This is a genomic window from uncultured Sphingomonas sp. (genome assembly GCF_913778135.1).
Classification (GTDB): domain Bacteria; phylum Pseudomonadota; class Alphaproteobacteria; order Sphingomonadales; family Sphingomonadaceae; genus Sphingomonas.
Window position 1 is genome coordinate 1 of sequence record NZ_CAJYVU010000140.1, and the last position, 17913, is coordinate 17913.

General features: G+C 66.7%; 17 protein-coding genes. 10 read left to right on the forward strand and 7 right to left on the reverse strand.

All coding sequences use genetic code 11. The annotated features are described in order from the left end of the window. From QZ847_RS12780 to QZ847_RS12815, 8 genes are all read left to right on the forward strand, one after another. Positions 1-671 (forward strand): glycoside hydrolase family 47 protein (locus QZ847_RS12780; RefSeq protein WP_294357035.1); only part of this gene is annotated, 671 nt, incomplete at its 5' end. A 12-nt stretch (positions 672-683) separates the two neighbouring features. Then, positions 684-1298 (forward strand): OB-fold-containig protein, encoded by a 615-nt coding sequence (locus QZ847_RS12785; RefSeq protein WP_294357036.1) that lies wholly within the window; start codon positions 684-686, stop codon positions 1296-1298. Positions 1299-1329: 31 nt separating this feature from the next. After that, complete coding sequence (locus tag QZ847_RS12790) at positions 1330-3057, forward strand: flotillin domain-containing protein (protein ID WP_294357038.1); 1728 nt, start codon at positions 1330-1332, stop codon at positions 3055-3057. A 428-nt stretch (positions 3058-3485) separates the two neighbouring features. Then, positions 3486-5009, forward strand: a complete 1524-nt coding sequence (locus tag QZ847_RS12795) for a peptide chain release factor 3 (RefSeq protein WP_294191530.1) — start codon at positions 3486-3488, stop codon at positions 5007-5009. Between the two features lie 43 nt (positions 5010-5052). Further along, the gene (locus tag QZ847_RS12800; RefSeq protein WP_294357040.1) at positions 5053-6168 is read left to right on the forward strand and encodes an alpha/beta fold hydrolase; all 1116 of its coding nucleotides are present in this window, start codon (positions 5053-5055) and stop codon (positions 6166-6168) included. Between the two features lie 37 nt (positions 6169-6205). Further along, on the forward strand, positions 6206-6856 hold the full coding sequence (locus QZ847_RS12805; RefSeq protein WP_294357042.1) for a peptidylprolyl isomerase: 651 nt from the start codon (positions 6206-6208) through the stop codon (positions 6854-6856). A 60-nt stretch (positions 6857-6916) separates the two neighbouring features. Next, positions 6917-7063 carry a hypothetical protein gene (locus tag QZ847_RS12810; protein WP_294357044.1) on the forward strand — a complete coding sequence of 49 codons (147 nt, stop codon included), beginning with the start codon at positions 6917-6919 and terminating at the stop codon, positions 7061-7063. Then, positions 7060-7338, forward strand: coding sequence for an acylphosphatase (locus QZ847_RS12815; RefSeq protein ID WP_294357046.1), 279 nt, complete (start codon positions 7060-7062; stop codon positions 7336-7338). The genes QZ847_RS12810 and QZ847_RS12815 overlap by 4 nt, the downstream gene beginning before the upstream one ends. 7 nt (positions 7339-7345) lie before the next feature. Here QZ847_RS12815 and QZ847_RS12820 read toward each other — a convergent pair whose 3' ends face one another. The 3 genes from QZ847_RS12820 to QZ847_RS12830 all read right to left on the reverse strand — a co-directional run bounded on the left by QZ847_RS12820 (position 7346) and on the right by QZ847_RS12830 (position 11450). Then, on the reverse strand, positions 7346-8350 hold the full coding sequence (locus tag QZ847_RS12820; protein WP_294357048.1) for a histone deacetylase family protein: 1005 nt from the start codon (positions 8348-8350) through the stop codon (positions 7346-7348). A 136-nt stretch (positions 8351-8486) separates the two neighbouring features. Further along, a complete protein-coding gene (locus QZ847_RS12825; protein WP_294357050.1) occupies positions 8487-9680 on the reverse strand; it encodes an MFS transporter in 1194 nt (397 codons plus the stop codon). A gap of 156 nt (positions 9681-9836) precedes the next feature. Beyond that, positions 9837-11450 (reverse strand): lysine--tRNA ligase, encoded by a 1614-nt coding sequence (locus QZ847_RS12830; protein ID WP_294357052.1) that lies wholly within the window; start codon positions 11448-11450, stop codon positions 9837-9839. A 53-nt stretch (positions 11451-11503) separates the two neighbouring features. Here QZ847_RS12830 and QZ847_RS12835 point away from each other — a divergent pair, with 53 nt between their 5' ends. Further along, positions 11504-12028: a sterol desaturase family protein gene (locus QZ847_RS12835; protein WP_294191522.1), complete on the forward strand. Its 525-nt coding sequence runs from the start codon at positions 11504-11506 to the stop codon at positions 12026-12028. A 25-nt stretch (positions 12029-12053) separates the two neighbouring features. Further along, on the forward strand, positions 12054-12380 hold the full coding sequence (locus QZ847_RS12840) for a PilZ domain-containing protein (protein ID WP_294191520.1): 327 nt from the start codon (positions 12054-12056) through the stop codon (positions 12378-12380). Between the two features lie 263 nt (positions 12381-12643). Here QZ847_RS12840 and QZ847_RS12845 read toward each other — a convergent pair whose 3' ends face one another. The 4 genes from QZ847_RS12845 to QZ847_RS12860 form a co-directional block, all read right to left on the reverse strand. Continuing rightward, positions 12644-13579 (reverse strand): ribose-phosphate pyrophosphokinase, encoded by a 936-nt coding sequence (locus QZ847_RS12845; RefSeq protein WP_093006415.1) that lies wholly within the window; start codon positions 13577-13579, stop codon positions 12644-12646. Positions 13580-14263: 684 nt separating this feature from the next. Then, positions 14264-15922, reverse strand: a complete 1659-nt coding sequence (locus QZ847_RS12850) for a DUF87 domain-containing protein (RefSeq protein ID WP_294357054.1) — start codon at positions 15920-15922, stop codon at positions 14264-14266. Positions 15923-16009: 87 nt separating this feature from the next. After that, on the reverse strand, positions 16010-16729 hold the full coding sequence (locus QZ847_RS12855) for a TIGR02186 family protein (RefSeq protein ID WP_294357058.1): 720 nt from the start codon (positions 16727-16729) through the stop codon (positions 16010-16012). A 50-nt stretch (positions 16730-16779) separates the two neighbouring features. Then, positions 16780-17694, reverse strand: a complete 915-nt coding sequence (locus QZ847_RS12860) for a sulfite exporter TauE/SafE family protein (RefSeq protein WP_294357056.1) — start codon at positions 17692-17694, stop codon at positions 16780-16782. Positions 17695-17913: the final 219 nt, after the last annotated feature.

A 17913-nucleotide genomic window follows, 5' to 3' on the forward strand; every position in this document is an offset into this window, starting at 1 on the left:
GGGACAGCTGGCAGCTGTTCGGCGATGCGGCGTGCAAGCGCATGTACGACACCTGCACTGCCGCCATCCTGAAGCACCAGCAGGTGTGGAAGGACGGCAATTTGTGGATCGCCGATGTCGATTTCGAGACGGGAGCGGTCGTCAGCGCGGAGCAGGACGAACTCGCGTCCTTCTACGGTGGCCTGTTGGGGCAAGGCGGCGCGTTCCGGCAGGGCGCGGCGTATACGGAGAGCTGGGCGAAGGTGCAGGCGCGCTACGGCGTGCTGCCCGAAGGCTATGACTATGCCGCCGCGAAGCCGACGCAGGTCACCAACGCGTTGCGGCCCGAGCTGGTCGACGCGGCGTTCAACCTGTGGCTGATCGACCGCGATCAACGCTGGCGCGAGATCGGTCGCCTGCATTTCGAGGCGATGAAGGAGTGGAACAGGGCGCCGTTCGGCTACACCGACCTTGCCGATGTCACCGCCTCGCCCAAGCGCCAGACCGATCATTGTCCGGGCTATTGGTGGTCCGAGCAGATGAAATATTACTATCTGCTGTTCTCGGACACGCGGCGGTTCGACTATCGCGACAATTACCTGTCGACCGAAGGCAACGTGCTGAAAGGTTTTCGCCGCGATAGGCGCAAAGCCGAAGGCGCCGCTCGTCCTGACATCGCACCGAGCGCGTGATAATCGCAGCGGATGCTCGCCGTCTTCCTGACCCCGGCCTATCTGCCCTTCGCGATCGCGTTCGTCGTCATGATCGGCATCGGACTGATCGAGGCAATCGGTCTGGGGTTCGGCCATCTCGATGTCGGCGCGGATGGTATCGAGGGGCACGACGGCGTGCTCGACTGGCTAGGGCTGAGCGGCGAATTGCCGATCCTGATCTGGCTGACATCGCTGCTCGGATGTTTCACCCTGGTCGGAGTCGCAATTCAGCAGGGTGCATCGGCGCTGACGGGCGCACCACTCGGCTGGCCACTGGCCGCGGTCGGCGCGCTGATCGCGGGTGGCCCACTGAACACCGTCGTCGCGAACGGCCTGGCGCGCATCATGCCGGGGTTTGAGACGAGCGTGATCTCGACCGACGATCTGCTGCGCCGCCGCGGCACGATCCTGGAAGGCGCGGCTCGGCGAGGCGTACCCGCGCGGGCAAAGGTCGTCGACGAGCACGGGCAGGCGCATATCGTCATGGTCGAGCCGCATGACGACCGGACGGTCATCAAGGCCGGAGAGCGCGCCCTGCTCGTTCGCCGCGAGGGAAAACTGTTCTTCGCGCTGCCGGAAGACGATAGGTTTCTTCAATCGATCTGATAGACAAATGGCAGGCTAACCGGGGGGACATATGCCGGCATCGCTTCTGAACGTGCTGATCTACGCGGGCATCGTCCTGCTCGCCTTCGTCATCATCGGCATCATCCTGACCCGCCTCTACCGGCGCGCGACCAAGGATGTGGCGCTCATCCGGACCGGCTTCAGCGGCGAGAAGGTCGTACTGAACGGCGGCATCATGGTCATCCCGGTCCTCCACGAACTGATGCAGGTCCGCCTGACGACGGTGAAGCTCGAGGTATCGCGGCTCAACAAGGACGCGCTGATCACACTCGACAAGCTGCGCGTCGACGTGGTCGGGCTCTTCCACATCAAGGTGAAGCCCGATGCCGAGTCGATCGCGGCAGCGGCGCAGACGCTGGGCGATTCGGTCAACAACCCCGACGCGGTCAAATCGCTGCTCGACGGCAAACTCGTCTCCGCTCTGCGTTCGGTCGCCGCGACGATGACGATGGAGCACCTTCACGCCAATCGCGCCGACTTCATCCAGAAGGTGCAGGAAGCGCTGCTTACCGACCTCGACATGAACGGCTTTCATCTCGAATCGGTGTCGATCACCCATTTCGACCAGACGGCGTTCGAGCATTTCAACGAGAACAACGCTTTTGACGCCGAAGGGCTGACCGTGCTCACCCGCACGATCGAGGAGCGCAAGAAGACCCGCAACGACATCGTCGCGACCAACCGCGTCGCGATCGAACAGCGCAATCTGGAGGCGAACAACCAGTCGCTGGAGATCGCGCAGGCCGCCGAGCAGGCGCGCCTGCTCCAGGAACAGACCTTGTCCGCGCGTCGCGCCGAACAGGCGACCGCGATTGCGACCGCCGAGGCGGAGCAGACCCGCCTCGCCGAAATCGCGCGCATCACCGCGACGCAGGCGCAGACGGTTGCGCAGACCGAGGCGGACAAGGTGATCAAGACTGCGACGATTGCGCGCGACGGCGCGATCCAGACCGCGACGATTGAGCGCGACCGCACGATCGAGATCGCGCGCATCACCACTGCAGTGCAGACCGCACAGAAGTCAGAGGAGGAATCGACCGCGACGGCCGCGGCCAACGAGGCACGCGCGCTGGCTGTCCGCGCGGAGGAAAGCGTCGCGACCGCCAAGGCGACCGAGATCGCCAACCGCAACAAGAACGTCGCCGTCATTGCCGCGACGCAGCGCGCGCAGGAAGAAGCGGTTCAGATCACCGTCGCCGCTTCCGCGGAGAAGGAAGCCGCCGAGGCTCGCGCCAGCGCGTTGCGCACCGAAGCGACGGCCGAGGCCGATGCGGAAAAGGTACGGGCCGAGGGACGCGAAGCGGCGTTCCGCGTCGACGCGGCGGGCCAGGCATCGCTCAACGAAGCCACCAATATCCTGAGCGACGCGCAGACCGCATTGCTCGTCCGCAAGGCGATGCTGGAGGCATTGCCCGCGATCATCGCCGCCGCGGGCAAGCCGATCGAGAACATCGACCGCATCAGCATCGTCGACGCACGCGGCCTGCACGGCGACGCGCCCGGCGGCGATGCCGGGAGCAGCAGCGGACAGGGCAATCTGGCCGACGCCGCCGTCGCCGCGGCGATGCGCTACCGCGTCGGTGGGCCGCTGATCGACGGGCTGATGGCCGAGCTCGGCATCGCGGGCGGTTCGCTGAACGGCATGCTCTCGGGTACCGGCGCTGGTAGCGAGACCGGCGCCGCGTCGAAAAGGACATCTTCGAACGGGACAGCGGGTCTGGTGAACGAGACCGCATAGGTCGGGTTCGCTCCTTTGCTGCCCGCATCGACCGCTGGCTCTGACCGGCGACTTCGCTTGCGTCAAAATGCGATCGGCTGATTCAGAGCAAAGCATTGGCATGACCGGAACTTGCCGCTTGAGCCTGCGCGCTGCAGCGTCGATAGCCTCGGATATGGCCAATGATCCCAAGGTTCAACGCGCGATCGAGGTCGTGCTGGTGCTGCTGGTCGTGGCGGTGTTCGGCATGATTGCACTCGCTGCGGCGCTGTTGCGCGGCTGAGCGGGAAGCCTTCGGCACAGCACATTTTCTGGATCACGTCGTGGATCGTCATCGGTCGTGCGAACGCCCGCCGCTGTTCTCGCTCCCGAGTTGCTGCTAAGCGCGCCACCAACACCGCGTCCGTTCGCCAGGCCGATCATGCCGGTGACGTTCATCCAGGATCACCATGACTTCGCCCCGCCGTACCTTCGCGATCATCTCCCACCCCGACGCCGGCAAGACCACGCTGACCGAGAAGCTGCTTGTCGCGGGCGGTGCCATCCATCTCGCGGGCGAGGTGAAGGCACGCGGCGCGAACCGGCGCGCGCGCTCCGACTGGATGAAGATCGAGCAGCAGCGCGGCATCTCGGTCACCTCGTCGGTGATGACGTTCGAGCGGGACGGGATCACCTTCAACCTGCTCGACACGCCGGGGCACGAGGATTTCTCCGAAGACACCTATCGCACGCTGACCGCGGTCGATTCCGCCGTCATGGTCATCGACGCGGCGCGCGGCATCGAGGCGCAAACGCGCAAGCTGTTCGAGGTCTGCCGGCTGCGCAGCGTGCCGATCATCACCTTCGTCAACAAGGTCGACCGCGAAGGCCGCCCGGTGTTCGAGCTGTTGGACGAGATCGCCGACATCCTGGCACTCGACGTGGCGCCGATGAGCTGGCCGATCGGGATGGGCGGCGAGTTCGAGGGCGTGCTCGACCTGGAGACGGGCGGCATCAGCCGACCCGAGGGAGACAGCCGCAACTTCCAGGGCAAGGTCGACCAGGACGTGACCTTGTCAGAACGGTTCGCCGAGGAGGTCGAGCTGGCGCAGGCGGGTTACGCGGAGTTCGACGCGGAGGCATATCGCAACGGCGACCTGACGCCGGTCTATTTCGGATCGGCGTTGAAGGATTTTGGTGTCGCCGAGCTGATCGACGCGCTCGCACGCCACGCGCCCGCTCCTCGCCCGCAGCCGGCCGAGCCCGCACCGATCGCGCCCGAGGCGGACGAGGTGACCGGGTTCGTGTTCAAGGTGCAGGCCAACATGGACCCAAACCACCGCGACCGCATCGCGTTCATGCGATTGTGCTCGGGCACGTTCAAGCGCGGCATGAAGCTGACGCCGACGGGTCACGGCAAGCCGATCGCAGTTCACTCGCCGATCCTGTTCTTTGCGCAGAACCGCGAGGTCGCCGACGAGGCGTTTCCGGGCGACATCATCGGCATTCCCAACCACGGCACTTTGCGCGTCGGCGATACCTTGTCGGAGCGCGCCGACATCCGCTTCACCGGCCTGCCCAATTTCGCGCCCGAGATCCTGCGTCGCGTGGCGCTGAAAGATCCGACCAAGACCAAGCAGTTGCGCAAGGCGCTGGACGACATGGCCGAGGAGGGCGTGACGCAGGTCTTCTATCCCGAGATCGGATCGAACTGGATCGTCGGCGTCGTCGGCCAATTGCAGCTCGAGGTGCTGATCAGCCGGTTAGAGGCGGAATACAAGGTCGCCGCCGGACTGGAACCCGCGCCGTTCGACACCGCGCGCTGGGTGACGGGCGACGCGGCGGACCTGAAGGCGTTCGCCGACCTCAATCGCGGAGCGATGGCGAAGGACCGCGACGGCAATCCGGTGTTCCTGGCCAAGAGTGCGTGGGAGATCGGCTACGTCGCCGATCGCTATCCCAAGGTCCGCTTCAACGCGACGCGGGAGCGGTAAGGCACCCACTGGCGCGGTGGCGCACGGCGTGTAGCATGGCGCCATGCTGCTCGCCTTCTTGCTCGCCGCCGCCCAGGCGCTGACCACGCCGCCGCAGGCCACACCCGCCGCGCCGATCGCGACCCGCGCTGCCAGTACGCCAGCGATCACCAGCAGATGGCCGACACGCGAGGCCGATTACACGCTGCGCGACTTCACCTTCCGCTCGGGCGAGCGGATGCGCGAGCTCAGGCTCCACTACACCACGCTCGGCACCCCGCACCGCAATGCCGCGGGTGAGATCGACAACGCGGTGATGGTGCTCCACGGCACCGGCGGCACGGGCAAGCAGTTCCTCGCACCCCAATTCGCCGACCGGCTCTACGGCCCCGGTCAGCTGCTCGACATCCGGCGCTACTGGATCATCCTGCCCGACAATATCGGGCACGGCGGGTCGTCCAAGCCATCCGATGGCATGCGGATGGCATTCCCGAAATACGACTATGACGACATGGTGGCGGCGCAGCACCGGCTGTTGACCGACGGGCTGGGCATCAAGCGGATGCGGCTGATCATGGGCACGTCGATGGGGTGCATGCACGCCTTCGTCTGGGGCGAGACCTACCCGACGTTCGCGCGTGCGCTGATGCCGCTGGGGTGCGAGGTGGTGCCGATCGCGGGATTAAACCGGATGTGGCGGCAGCTCGCGATCGACGCGATCACCAGCGATCCGGTGTGGATGGCGGGCAAGTACACCGCCGAGCCTGCGCAAGGCATCCGTGGTGCGGCGTCGCTGCTGTTCATCGCGGGCGGCGCGCCCTTGTGGATCCAGGCCAATTACCCGACGCGCGACGCCGCGGTGACCTACGCGCGCGAGCGGATGGCGGCGTCAATCAAGGGGATCGACGCGAACAACCTGATCTACCAGCTCGACGCGTCGCGGACCTACGATCCGTGGCCGCGGCTGGAGGCGATTACCGCGCCGACGGTTTGGATCAACTCGGCCGACGATTTCATCAATCCGCGCGGGTTCACCTATCCGGCGGAAGGCGTGAAGCGGATGAAGGACGCGACGTTCCGGCTGATCGCGGAGACGCCCGAGACGCGCGGGCACGGCACGCACACCTGGGCGAAGTTCTGGGAGGGCGACCTCGCCGCGCTGCTCAAGCGGACCGATTAGCTTGCGGCACGATGGCGCGACTTCTACCGCGGCGACCATGATCCGCTTCCTCGCCGCCGCCCTGCTCGCGCCCTTGCTCGTTGCCCCCGTCGCGGCGCAACGCGCCGACCGCGCGACGCCGGGATGGGTGCGGGTGCGCCTGGAGACCGCGGACGGCCCGATGGTGATCGCACTCGCCGCGAAGAAGGCGCCCGCGACCACCGCCAATTTCCTGCGCTACGTCGACGACGGGCGCTTCGACGGCGTGTCGTTCTACCGCACCGCGAAGAACAAGCGCGACCCGCGCTACGGCTTCATCCAGGGCGGCATCCGCACCGACGCGCGCCGCTTCCTCGACACGATCCCGCACGAATCGACGAAGAAGACCGGGATCAAGCACCTCGACATGACAATCTCGATGGCGCGGATGGGGCCGCCGGGGTCGGCCAACGGCAATTTCTTCATTACCGTAGGCGCGCTGCCGTCGATGGACTGGAGCCCGAGCAACCCGGGCTATGCCGCATTCGGTCGCGTCGTCGGCGGACAGGCAACGGTGCGGCGTATCCTGGCCGAGCCGGTCGGCGGGCAAATGCGCGGCACGCTGATGCTGCGCCCGGTGCGGGTCAACCGCGCGGTCAGGCTCGACGGCAAGCCGCAGCCGACCGGACGCCCACGGCCGTGGCTGATCGAGCGGCGACGCGACGGCTGAGGGTGATGGCTGAACCTTCGCGGACTGCGGCTCGTTGAGACGGGCGAAGGAGACGATGCGATGCCCGACCAACCCAACAAGCCCGGCGGCGATTTCGAGCGCGACGACAAGGTTCGTTCGGTCGAGGACGAGCAGGCGGTGAAGAACCAGGGCCAGACCAAGTCCGAGGATTATCCCGAGCCCGCGAGCGGCGATCAGGTCGAGTGATCCGCCGCCGGCTGGTCGTGACCGGCCGGGTGCAGGGCGTGTTCTTCCGCGACTGGACGGTCGAGCAGGCACGCGCGCTTGGGCTCGACGGCTGGGTGCGCAACCGCGCAGACGGTTCGGTCGAGATGGTCGTCGCGGGTGCGCCCGAGATGGTCGAGGCGATGATCGCGCGGGTGCGGCAGGGCTCGCCCGCGTCGCGCGTCGACGACGTTGCGGTGAGTGAGGACGTGTCGGGCGAGCGGTTCGACGGATTTGAGAAGCGCGCGACCGCCTGACAGTGGATCAGAAGCCCGACAGGAACGCCGCGACATTGTTCCCGAGCGCGTCGATCGCGTAGCCGCCCTCCATTACGATCGCGGTCGGCAGCCCGGCCGAGGCAATGTCGCGCGCGAGCAGCGGGTAATCGTCGGTGCGCAGGCGAAAACGGCTGATCGGATCGCCTTCCCACGTGTCGGCGCCGAAGCTGACGACGAGCAGCTCGGCACCGAAGCGCGCGATCGCCTCCAGCGCCCTTCCTTGAGCGGCGCGGAACGCGTCGATGCACGTACCCTGCGGCAAGGGCAGGTTGAGCGTCGTGCCCTCGCCCGCGCCCTCGCCGACCTCATCGGCATGGCCCCAGTAGAAGGGGTAATCGGTCGCCGGGTCGGCGTGGACGGAGGCGTAGAAGACGTCGCCGCGCTCCCAGAAGATGTCCTGCGTTCCGTTGCCGTGGTGATAATCGATGTCGAGCACCGCGACCTTTGCAACGCCCGCGTCGCGCGCCGCCTGCGCTGCGACTGCCGCCACGTTGATGTGGCAGTAACCGCCGCAATAATCGCGCCCCGCATGGTGGCCGGGCGGGCGGCACAGTGCGAACGCGGCGCGATCGCCCGCCATTACCGCGTGTGTCGCGGCGAGTGCCGATTGCGCGCTGGCGTACCCCGCCGCCCAGGTCTGCTCTGTCAGCGGCGTGGTTGCATCGAACGCGTAGCGGCCGAGCAACGCGTCGATCCGCGATAGTGCGAGTGGGCGGCGACCGACGATCGGGAAGGCGTAGGGAAGCGCCTCGCCGCTACGTCCCGCTTCCTTCCACAGGTTCGCGGCATCGCGCAGAAAGGCGAGATAGTCGGGATCGTGCACGGCCTCGATCGGCTCGACACCATAGTCGGATGGCTCTTCCGCGCCACCGATCGCAGCGAGGATCGCCTGCGCGCGCGACGGCTTCTCGGCGTAGTCGGTGAACGCGCCGTTGTGCAGCTCCTGGGAGGGCGCGTGGCTGACCTGCGCGGGCGAGAAGAAGCGCCTCACGCGCGGTCTGCGCGCGGCTGGAAGGTCACTAAAGTCACACCCCTACGCATGCGCGCGCGAGGGGTGCGATGTTCGGCAGCGCGGGCGATGATCATGGCACCACCATGCCACGCACGCGCCGCGTAGGACATCCGGCTCAGGCGACCGCGGCGCGACGCCGCTCGACCGCGAGCGTCAGCGCCCAGATCGCGAGTCCGCCGAGCGCCAGCGCACTGCCGACGTAGCCGGTCGACGCCCAGCCGTAGCCGCCCGCGATCGCGAGGCCGCCTGCCCACGGGCCGATCGCATTGGCGACGTTGAAGGCGGAATGGTTGAGCGCGGCGGCGAGACCCTGCGCGCCGCCCGCCACGTCCATCAACCTCGTCTGCAACACGGTGGCGAGTGCGCCGCCGGAACCGATCGCGAATACGCAGGTGGTGATCGCGGCGAGGTTGCCGCTCGCCCACGGATAGAGCGCAAGCACAGCGGCGGACCACAGCAGCAACACGCCCGCGGTCGGCATCAGCGCGCGATCGGCGAAACGCGGCACGAACAGATTGCCCGCGGTCATACCGATGCCGAATACCGCCAGCACCAGCGGCACGACCGCGTTTGACGCACGGGTGACCTCGGTCAGCGTCGAGGCGAGATAGGTGTAGACCGCGAACAGTCCGCCAAAGCCGATCGCGCCGATCGCGAGCGTGAGCCACACCTGCCCGTTACGCAGCGCGGCGAGTTCGTGCAGCGGGCTGGCGTCGCGGTCAGGCCGGTCGTGTGGCGCGAAGGTGGCGACCAGCGCGGCGGTGGTGAGCGCCAGCCCCGCGACCACGCCGAAGACGTAGCGCCAGCTGAGCCATTGCCCGAGCATCTTGGCAAGCGGCACGCCGACGATCGTCGCAACCGTCAGCCCCAGCATCACGCGACCGATCGCGGTCGTGCGCCGCTCGGGCATCAACGACGCGGCGACGAGCGCGGCGACCCCAAAATAGGCACCGTGCGGCAGTCCGGCGAGGAAGCGGAAGGCGAGCATCGCGTCGTATCCGGGCGCCAGCGCCGAGAGCGCGTTGCCGACCGCGAACATCAGCATCAGGATAATCAGCGCGGTGCGACGCGGCAGCTTGGCCAGCGCGACCGCGAGCACTGGCGCGCCGACGACGACGCCCAGCGCATAAGCGCTGATCAGGTGTCCGACCGCGGGCGCATCGACGCCCAGCCCCCGCGCCAGATCAGGCTCGAGGCTCATCGCCGCGAACTCGGTCGTGCCGATCGCGAAGCCGCCGACCGCGAGTGCCAGATGTACGACGCCGACGGGCGCGGCGGGTTTCAGCGTCGTGGGTGAATGTTGCTGCATTGCAGCATCAGATGCGGGTTGTAGCGGCGGGGTGCAAGGTAGCTGCGGTTTGCCCTGAGGTCGTAGTTCTTTCGTGGCGGAGCCGCCGCGGGCAAAGCCCGCGTCGTCGGACGGGGCGGCTTGCGCCGGCCCGCCGGCCGGCCTTGGCGCTGCCGGCTACGCCTGCACCGGCACGGACGTGGCCGCGCCTTCGCCTGCGGCCAAGGCCTCGGCAATCAGCCTCCGCGAGTTCTCCACGCCGTACAGCTTGATGAAGCTTCCCATCCGCGGCCCCTGCGACGATCCCAGCAGCGTCTCGTACAATGCCTTGAACCAGTCGCGCAGCGAGTCGAACCCGCCGGTCTTGCCGATCTCGTAGACCTCGTTCTGGATGTCCTCGGCGCTCGCGTCCGCGGGCAGCGCGGCGAGTGCGGTGTCGAGGCGTTGCAATGCCTCGATCTCCACCCCCTCGGGCGCGCGGCGCTTGAGCGTCGGGGCGATGAAATCGCGGTGATAGGCGAGCGCGTGGCCGATCAGCCGGTCGAGCTCAGGATAACGCGCCGCCGACGCGTCGGGCACGTAGTTCGCGAGATAGGCCCAGACCTGATCCGGCGTCGCGCCCTCGCCCATCACGCCGACCAGGTTGAGCAGCAGCCCGAACGTGACCGGCAACTCGCCGTCGGGCAGGTTGCCGTCATGGATGTGGTGGACCGGATTTCCGAGCCGTTCCTTGACCGCCTGGGTCCCGTAATTACCGCGGAACTGCCAATATTCGTCCACCGCGCGCGGGATCACGCCCATGTGGAGCTGCTTGGCCTTTTTCGGCTCACGGTAGGCGTAGAAAGCGAGGCTCTCCTTGGGGCCATAGGTCAGCCACTGCTCGAGGCTCAGCCCGTTACCCTTCGACTTGGAGATTTTCTCGCCATTCTCGTCGAGGAACATCTCGTAGTTGAAGCCTTCGGGCGGGCGCCCGCCGAGCACGCGCGCGATCTTCGACGATTGCGTCACCGAGTCGATCAGGTCCTTGCCCGCCATCTCGTAATCGACGCCGAGCGCGACCCAGCGCATCGCCCAGTCGACCTTCCACTGCAGCTTCGACATGCCGCCGAGCGCGCTCTGTTCGACGCGCTCGCCCGTTGCCGGATCGGTGAAGGCGATCAAGCCCGACTCGGCATCGACCACCTCGACCGGAACTTGAAGTACGATGCCGCTCACCTGGCTGATCGGCAGGATCGGCGAATAGGTCGCGCGGCGCTCGGCGCGGAGCGTCGGCAGCATCACGTCCATCACACCTCCGTAATGGCGCAGCACGCCCTTCAGCGCCTCGTCGAAGCGGCCTTGCGTGTAGTAATCGGTCGAGGAGACGAACTCGTAATCGAACCCGAAGCGATCGAGAAACTCGCGCAGCATCGCGTTGTTGTGCGCGGCGAAACTGTCGAACTTGCCGAACGGATCGGGGATGCGCGTCAGCGGCTTGCCCAGATGCTCCGCCAGCATCGCGCCGTTCGGCACATTGTCGGGCACTTTGCGCAGGCCATCCATGTCGTCGCTGAACGCGACCAGCCGCGTGGGTTGATCGGACAACGCGTGGAACGCCTGACGCACCATTGTCGTGCGCAGCACCTCGTTGAACGTGCCGATATGCGGCAGCCCCGAAGGACCGTAGCCGGTTTCGAACAGCACCGCTTCACCACCGGGCTTGCCCTGCGGATAGCGTTTGAGGAGCTTCCGCGCCTCCTCGTACGGCCAAGCCTTGGATTCGAGGGCGGCGGATCGCAGTTCGTCGTTCATGGTGCGGTGCGACGTAGCGGTAAGGGCGCGCGAGCGCTATATGCGCGAACACAATGGCTTGGTGGTCCGCGCTTCTCCTGTTCCTCGTCACCGTCGTGCTGATGGAGGGTTTCGCCTATGCGATGCACCGCTGGGTGATGCACGGACCCGGCTGGTTCCTGCACAAGAGCCATCACCGCGCACGCGACGGGCATTGGGAATTGAACGATCTCTACGCGGTGATCTTCGCAGTGCCGTCGATCGCGATGATCTACGGCGCGTTGCACTATGGCTGGTGGCCGGGGTTGGTTTGGATCGGCGCGGGCGTCGCCGCCTACGGCATGATCTATTTCGGTTTCCACGACGTGATCGTGCACCGCCGCGTGCCGACGCGATACCTGCCGAAGGGCGCGTACATGAAGCGGATCGTGCAGGCGCACCGCCTCCACCACGTGGTCGAGACGCGCGAGGGAAATGTCAGCTTCGGCTTCATCGTCGCGCCACGCCCTGAGGACCTGAAAGCCGAACTGAAACGGCGCGGACGCAAGGGACTGCGCCAGTCGACGGTGCCGCACGCGTCGATCTTTGCCGAAGATTAACCCTTAGCGGCGCATGACAGGCGGCATGGAACCCGCCGTCCCGATCCCCGCACCTTCCGAGCTGGAGGAACATCGCCACTCGCTGCGTCGCGCGGTGAAGATGAAGGCGCACCTGCGCGACCGCGGCAACACGCGGTTCGAGATCGATGTGGTCGACCTGTCGGCCACCGGCTTTCGCGCGCAGACGAGCTTCACCTTGTGGCCGGGGACGACGGTGTGGCTGACGCTGCCGGGGCTTGCCGCGCTGGAGGCGGTGGTCGCGTGGCGCGACAAGGTCCGGTACGGCTGCGCGTTCTCGAAGCCGCTGCACCCGGCGGTTTTGGAGCATATTGTGGCGCTCGGCGAGCGGTAAGCGCGACTGCGTCGCGCAGTTCGCGCTTGCGAACCGCTCGCCCTGCCAGCAGGGCGGCAAAGCCGAACCTGGCTGAACACGTGAACTTTGCCCGCGTTTCTTTGCCATTCTCTCAAGCGCACCTCGGCGCGGAGGTAGCGAGAAGAAGGCTCACGCGGGCAGAGCCCGCGTCGTCGGCCGAATCAGGCTGGCGCCTGTCCGCCGGCCGTGCCGGATGATGCCGCTTTGCGGCACCGGCGCGAACGCAGTTGCGCCTTCACCCGTCAGTCAAACAAACTACTCACGCTAGTCTCGTCCGCGATCCGCTTGATCGCCTCGGCGAGCAGCGGCGCGATCGTCAGGTGGCGGATCTTCGCCGCCTTCCCGATCGACTCGTGGTTGCCGATCGAATCGGTGATCACCAGCTCGCGCAGCGCCGATCCCTCGACGCGGGCCACCGCGCCGCCAGACAGCACGCCGTGCGTGACATAGGCGACGACATCCTCCGCCCCCGCCTCACGCAGCGCCGCCGCCGCGTTGCAGAGCGTGCCGGCCGAATCGACGATATCGTCGATCAGCACGCAGAAGCGGCCCTCAACATCGCCGATGATGTTCATGACCTCCGATTCGCCCGCACGCTCGCGACGCTTGTCGACGATCGCGAGCGGGGCGTTGTCGAGCCGCTTGGACAAGGCCCGCGCGCGCACCACACCGCCCACGTCGGGGGAAACCACCATCAGATTCTTGTCGCCGAAGCGGGTGCGGATGTCCGCGCTCATCACCGGCGCGGCGAAGAGATTGTCGGTGGGGATGTCGAAGAATCCCTGGATCTGCCCGGCGTGGAGATCGACCGACAGCACGCGGTTCGCGCCCGCGGTGGTGATCAGGTTGGCGACGAGCTTCGCCGAGATCGGCGTGCGCGGCCCCGGTTTGCGATCCTGCCGCGCGTAGCCGAAATAAGGCAGCACCGCGGTGATCCGCTTGGCCGACGCGCGCTTGCACGCGTCGATCATGATCAGCAGCTCCATCAGATTGTCGTTGGCGGGATAGCTGGTCGACTGGAGCAGGAACACGTCCTCGCCGCGGACATTCTCCATGATCTCGACGAAGATCTCCTCGTCGGCGAAGCGGCGCACCAGCGCCTCCGTCAGCGGCACCTCGAGATAATCCGAGATCGCGGTGGCGAGCGGCAGGTTTGAATTGCCCGTCAACAGCTTCATGGTCGAATACCCTTTCGCGCGCCGGCTTTAACCCCCGTGGGCGCGATGGCAATGGGTGGGGAGCGCAACGTAAGATGAGGTTGCGCGCGTCACGCGTGCATGAGAGGTGACGAATACCCGTTATCGCCCGTTCGCGACACTGACGTATCAGGCGCGCGTTCGAAGACAGATCAGCTGTTCGACAGCGGCATGCTCTCTCGCCTACAAATCAATATGTTGAGGATGCTTATGGTATTCACCACAATTGTGCTGCTGATGACAGCTCCGACACATACAGTTGGGACCACTCTAAGCGCACCCTTGCAGGCTTCTCACACAAAAGGCGCCGCCCCTGCCTTAGCAGGTATCACGCCTCCGCCCCGCACAACGCTGGCCAACATGGACATCGCGGTGAATTCTCGGTCGCCGGGTGCACCAGCCATTTACGAGTTAAACAGTCCTCTCATGGTGACGCTGTTCAGAGACAATTATGCCTCGAACGCCGAGAAAGCGGGTTATCGAATTACCACGCGAGGGAATGTTGTGGTCGGTCTTCGACGTGATGGAACGTCAATCCGCTTGCGCGTAATCAGGTCCGGTCGCGGTTCCAAGGCACTTCTCACGGTCACGCCGCCTGCGAACAACCGCACCTGATTTAAGCCCAACGTTCCATCGCAGCGCTCTTTTAAGGTTAGAGCGCCTTAGTTACCGCCCCTGCGCGCGCCAGCGTTGAATGGTGCGCTGGACGATCTGATCCTCGTCGCCCGATTCGCGCCATAGCTCGGTGAAGCTCGGGTCGGCCGATGCCGGGCGCTTCGCGGGCTCGAGCGTGTCGAGCGAGATGCGCATCGGGATCGAGACGCCCTCGCCGCAGATGATGCACTCGCGGTTGCGCAAAGCCGGTATCGAGTCGAGGAAGCCGCGCGCGCCCTCGGGCATCGCGGCGCGCACGAACGCCTGGTCGCGCTCGTTGTTGAGCCGCATGGCGAGGATCGTGCCGCACTGCGACAGCACGCCCTCGGCGAGGTCTGACGGGCGCTGCGTGATGAGGCCGAGCGAGACGCCGTACTTGCGCCCTTCCTTGGCAATCCGGCCGAGGATGCGCGATACAGCGCTCTGCCGGTCGCGGTCGGACGGCACGTAGCGGTGCGCCTCCTCGCAGACGAGCAGGATCGGGCGCTGCGGCTCGTTGCGCGACCAGATCGCGAAGTCGAACACCATGCGGCTCAGCACCGCGACCACGACCGCGGTGATCTCGCTCGGCACGCCCGACACATCGATGATCGAGATCGGCTTGCCGTCGCCGGGCAGGCGGAAGATGCGCGACACGAACGCCGCCATCGTGTCGGCGACCAGCATGCCGGAGAACATGAAGCCGAAGCGAGGATCGGCCTTGATCTCCTCGATCTTGGTCTTGAGTCGGAGATACGGCGCGGTCGAGCCGGCGCGGTCCATCTTGCCCATCTCCTGCTGGATCAGTTGCAAGAGGTCGCTGAGCAGATATGGCACCGGCGCGTCGACGGTCAGCTTGGGGATTTCCTGCCCCAACCGCCCCTTGGCGCGCGCGGCGAGCAGGCATTTCGCGAGGATGTCGGCATCGACCTGCCGGTCGGCACCGCTGGAGGTGAGGAACACCTCGCAATGTTCCTCGAAATTCATCAGCCAGTACGGCATCTGCAGATTGTTGACGTCGTACAGCGCGCCGTTGTCGCGGAATGCCGCGCCATATTCGCCGTGCGGGTCGATCATCACGATATGACCCTGCGGCGCTAGCGCGCAGATGCGGTGCAGGATCAGCGCCGCCGAGGTCGACTTGCCGGTACCGGTCGAGCCGAGCAGCGCGAAATGTTTGCCCAGCATCGCGTCAACGTAGAGCGCGCCGCGGACGTTGTCGGTCGGGTAGACGTGCCCGACCTCGACCACCGCGCGCTCGTCGGCGGCGTAGACCTGCGCCAGATCGTCGCCGGTAGCCGGGAACACCTCGCTGCCCGGCATGGGATAACGCGTCACGCCGCGGCGGAACTGGTACAAACGGCCGGTCAGCTGCTCCTCGTCGCCCTCACCGACGAAGTCGACCGCGGCGACGACCTGCCCCGCGCCGCCGGGCGCGAGTTTCAGCGAGCGGATGCTGGCGAGCAGCCAGCTAGATCCGACGCGTACCTTGACCTGTCCGCCGACCTGCCCCGCGGTCGCGAGTACCGGGTCGGCGTGCTGCAACAGCGGCGTCAGCGCGGCGAGGTCGAGCACCATTTCGCTGCGCGCGCCCGCGACCTCGAGCACGTAGCCGATCGGCTCCGCCGCCACGAATCCATTCGCCTGCGCCACCGCAGCGGCGAAGAAATGCGATGCGGGTTGATCGTTCATGCAGGCACGCCGTTCATGGCGAGCAGTGGTAAGCCGATAGTGTAAATTTTGCGTGATCGTGTCCGAAACGGAGCCGATCCCCATGGCTTACGTCCTGCGCGCAATGCGCCCCGCGCCCCAGCCGAGCAGCGCCGACAGTGCGACCGCAGTCAGGCCGTAGAGGATTGCGTGGCGATCGGCGGCGCGGGTCACGAATCGCTCGAACCCGGTCTTGCGCACGTCAATGTCGCGCACCGCGGCGGCGAGCACCCGCCCGTCGCGAATCAGGAAGGTCTCGGCAGTGAAGCGCCCGGTCGGCACGCGCGCGGGGATGGTCAGCCGCGCGCGGTAGAGCACGCCCCCGGTGATCTCGACCGCGCCCGGCGCCTCGACGAACAGCCCGGTGCGGCGACGCTGCTCGACCAGCCCGGCGGTGAAACGGTCCTGCACTGCCGCCGGGGCGTTCGACGCGGGCGAGAGTTGCAGGCTGCCCAGCCCCAATTCGTAGATCGCGCGGGTGCGTTCATCGACCAGCTTGTCGATCGGGCGCGACGAGGCGATCGCGTAGAAGGACGGTGCGGAGCGATAGCGCAGCGCCTTCGCATTGACCCAGATGCCGGCGACCTTCTCCTTTTCACGAATGACGATCGACTGCGCCGGGCCTTTCAGGACGATCACGACATCGGTGCGGTGCCCCGGCTCGGGCAGACGCCCGCCGGGATAGATGATCGCGCCGAACAGCAGCAGCTCGGCGCCGGTGAAGCTGTACTTGATCTCAATATCGCGCTGCGACACGTCGGGCACAAGCGTCGGCTTCGCCTGCGCCATCAGCAGCGGCGCGGCGAGCAGCAGAGCCGGCAAAAAGCGTCGGCCAACCCTCACGACAACTCAACGGTATAGATTTCGTCGGGGCGCCAAGCGAGGCCGAGTGCGACGCGCAGGCAGACCAGCAGCACGACGACCGCGAGTGCCAGCCGCAAGTACTCGGGCCGCGCACGATTGGCGAAGCGCGCGCCGACCTGCGCGCCCGCGACCGATCCGATCAGCAACAGGCCCGCGAGCACGATGTCGACCGCCTTGGTCGTCGTCGCGTGAACCATCGTCGCGATCATGGTGACGAACAATGTCTGGAACAGCGAGGTGCCGACGACCACCGCGGTCGCCATGCCGAGGAGGTAGATCATCGCAGGCACCAGGATGAACCCGCCGCCGACACCAAGCAGCACCGTCAGCATGCCGATCCCGAAGCCGAGCAGCAGCGGGGCGAGCGGCGATATGTACAGCCCCGAGGCGTAGAAGCGCGTCCGCCATGGTAGGCTGGCGACCAGCGGGTGGTGCCGCCGACGCCTTGGCCGCGGTGCCGCCGCGCCGTGCAGCACGCGGATCGAGCGGATCGCCTCGGTCGCCATCAAGGTGCCGATCCAGCCGAGCAGCACGACGTAGATGATGCCGATCACCGTATCGATCTGCCCTGACGCCTGCAGGAACCGGAACACGAACGCGCCCGCCATCGTGCCGCCGACACCGCCCGCGACCAGGATCGTGCCCATCTTCACGTCGACGCCGCCACGGCGAAAATGCGCGAACACGCCCGAAACGCTCGCGCCCGTCACCTGGCTCGCCGCCGACGCCGCGGCGACGGTCGGCGGAATGCCGTAGACGATCAGCAACGGCGTCGTCAGGAACCCGCCGCCGACCCCGAACATGCCCGACAATAACCCGACGCCCGCCCCCAGCGCGATCATCACCAGCGCGTTCACCGACAGGTTCGCGATCGGCAGGTAGACGTCCATGTTCGCAGGGTTAGTCGTTTCGCACGCTGCGCGAAAGCAGTGCGTGCCCTGTCCCGTAACTGTCCGTCAGAAGTCGGTGCCGAGCGACAGCACCGCGCCCGAACCCGGCCGCGCATTGCCCAGGGCACGCTCGCGCCACTGCACCCCGATGCGCACCGCCTGCCGCTCGACCGGAAGCACGAGCACCGCCGAGGGGCCGACATCCAGCCGCGCCGCGCC

Bases quoted from the DNA above. Each gene is read 5' to 3' on its own strand.
- QZ847_RS12840 (WP_294191520.1), top strand. From the start codon at position 12,054: ATGGAACCCGCCGTCCCGATCCCCGCACCTTCCGAGCTGGAGGAACAT.
- QZ847_RS12805 (WP_294357042.1), top strand. From the start codon at position 6,206: ATGATCCGCTTCCTCGCCGCCGCCCTGCTCGCGCCCTTGCTCGTTGCC.
- QZ847_RS12855 (WP_294357058.1), bottom strand. From the start codon at position 16,729: ATGGCGCAGGCGAAGCCGACGCTTGTGCCCGACGTGTCGCAGCGCGAT.
- QZ847_RS12795 (WP_294191530.1), top strand. From the start codon at position 3,486: ATGACTTCGCCCCGCCGTACCTTCGCGATCATCTCCCACCCCGACGCC.
- QZ847_RS12785 (WP_294357036.1), top strand. From the start codon at position 684: ATGCTCGCCGTCTTCCTGACCCCGGCCTATCTGCCCTTCGCGATCGCG.
- QZ847_RS12790 (WP_294357038.1), top strand. From the start codon at position 1,330: ATGCCGGCATCGCTTCTGAACGTGCTGATCTACGCGGGCATCGTCCTG.
- QZ847_RS12850 (WP_294357054.1), bottom strand. From the start codon at position 15,922: ATGAACGATCAACCCGCATCGCATTTCTTCGCCGCTGCGGTGGCGCAG.
- QZ847_RS12830 (WP_294357052.1), bottom strand. From the start codon at position 11,450: ATGAACGACGAACTGCGATCCGCCGCCCTCGAATCCAAGGCTTGGCCG.
- QZ847_RS12810 (WP_294357044.1), top strand. From the start codon at position 6,917: ATGCCCGACCAACCCAACAAGCCCGGCGGCGATTTCGAGCGCGACGAC.
- QZ847_RS12860 (WP_294357056.1), bottom strand. From the start codon at position 17,694: ATGGACGTCTACCTGCCGATCGCGAACCTGTCGGTGAACGCGCTGGTG.
- QZ847_RS12835 (WP_294191522.1), top strand. From the start codon at position 11,504: ATGGCTTGGTGGTCCGCGCTTCTCCTGTTCCTCGTCACCGTCGTGCTG.
- QZ847_RS12800 (WP_294357040.1), top strand. From the start codon at position 5,053: ATGCTGCTCGCCTTCTTGCTCGCCGCCGCCCAGGCGCTGACCACGCCG.
- QZ847_RS12825 (WP_294357050.1), bottom strand. From the start codon at position 9,680: ATGCAGCAACATTCACCCACGACGCTGAAACCCGCCGCGCCCGTCGGC.
- QZ847_RS12845 (WP_093006415.1), bottom strand. From the start codon at position 13,579: ATGAAGCTGTTGACGGGCAATTCAAACCTGCCGCTCGCCACCGCGATC.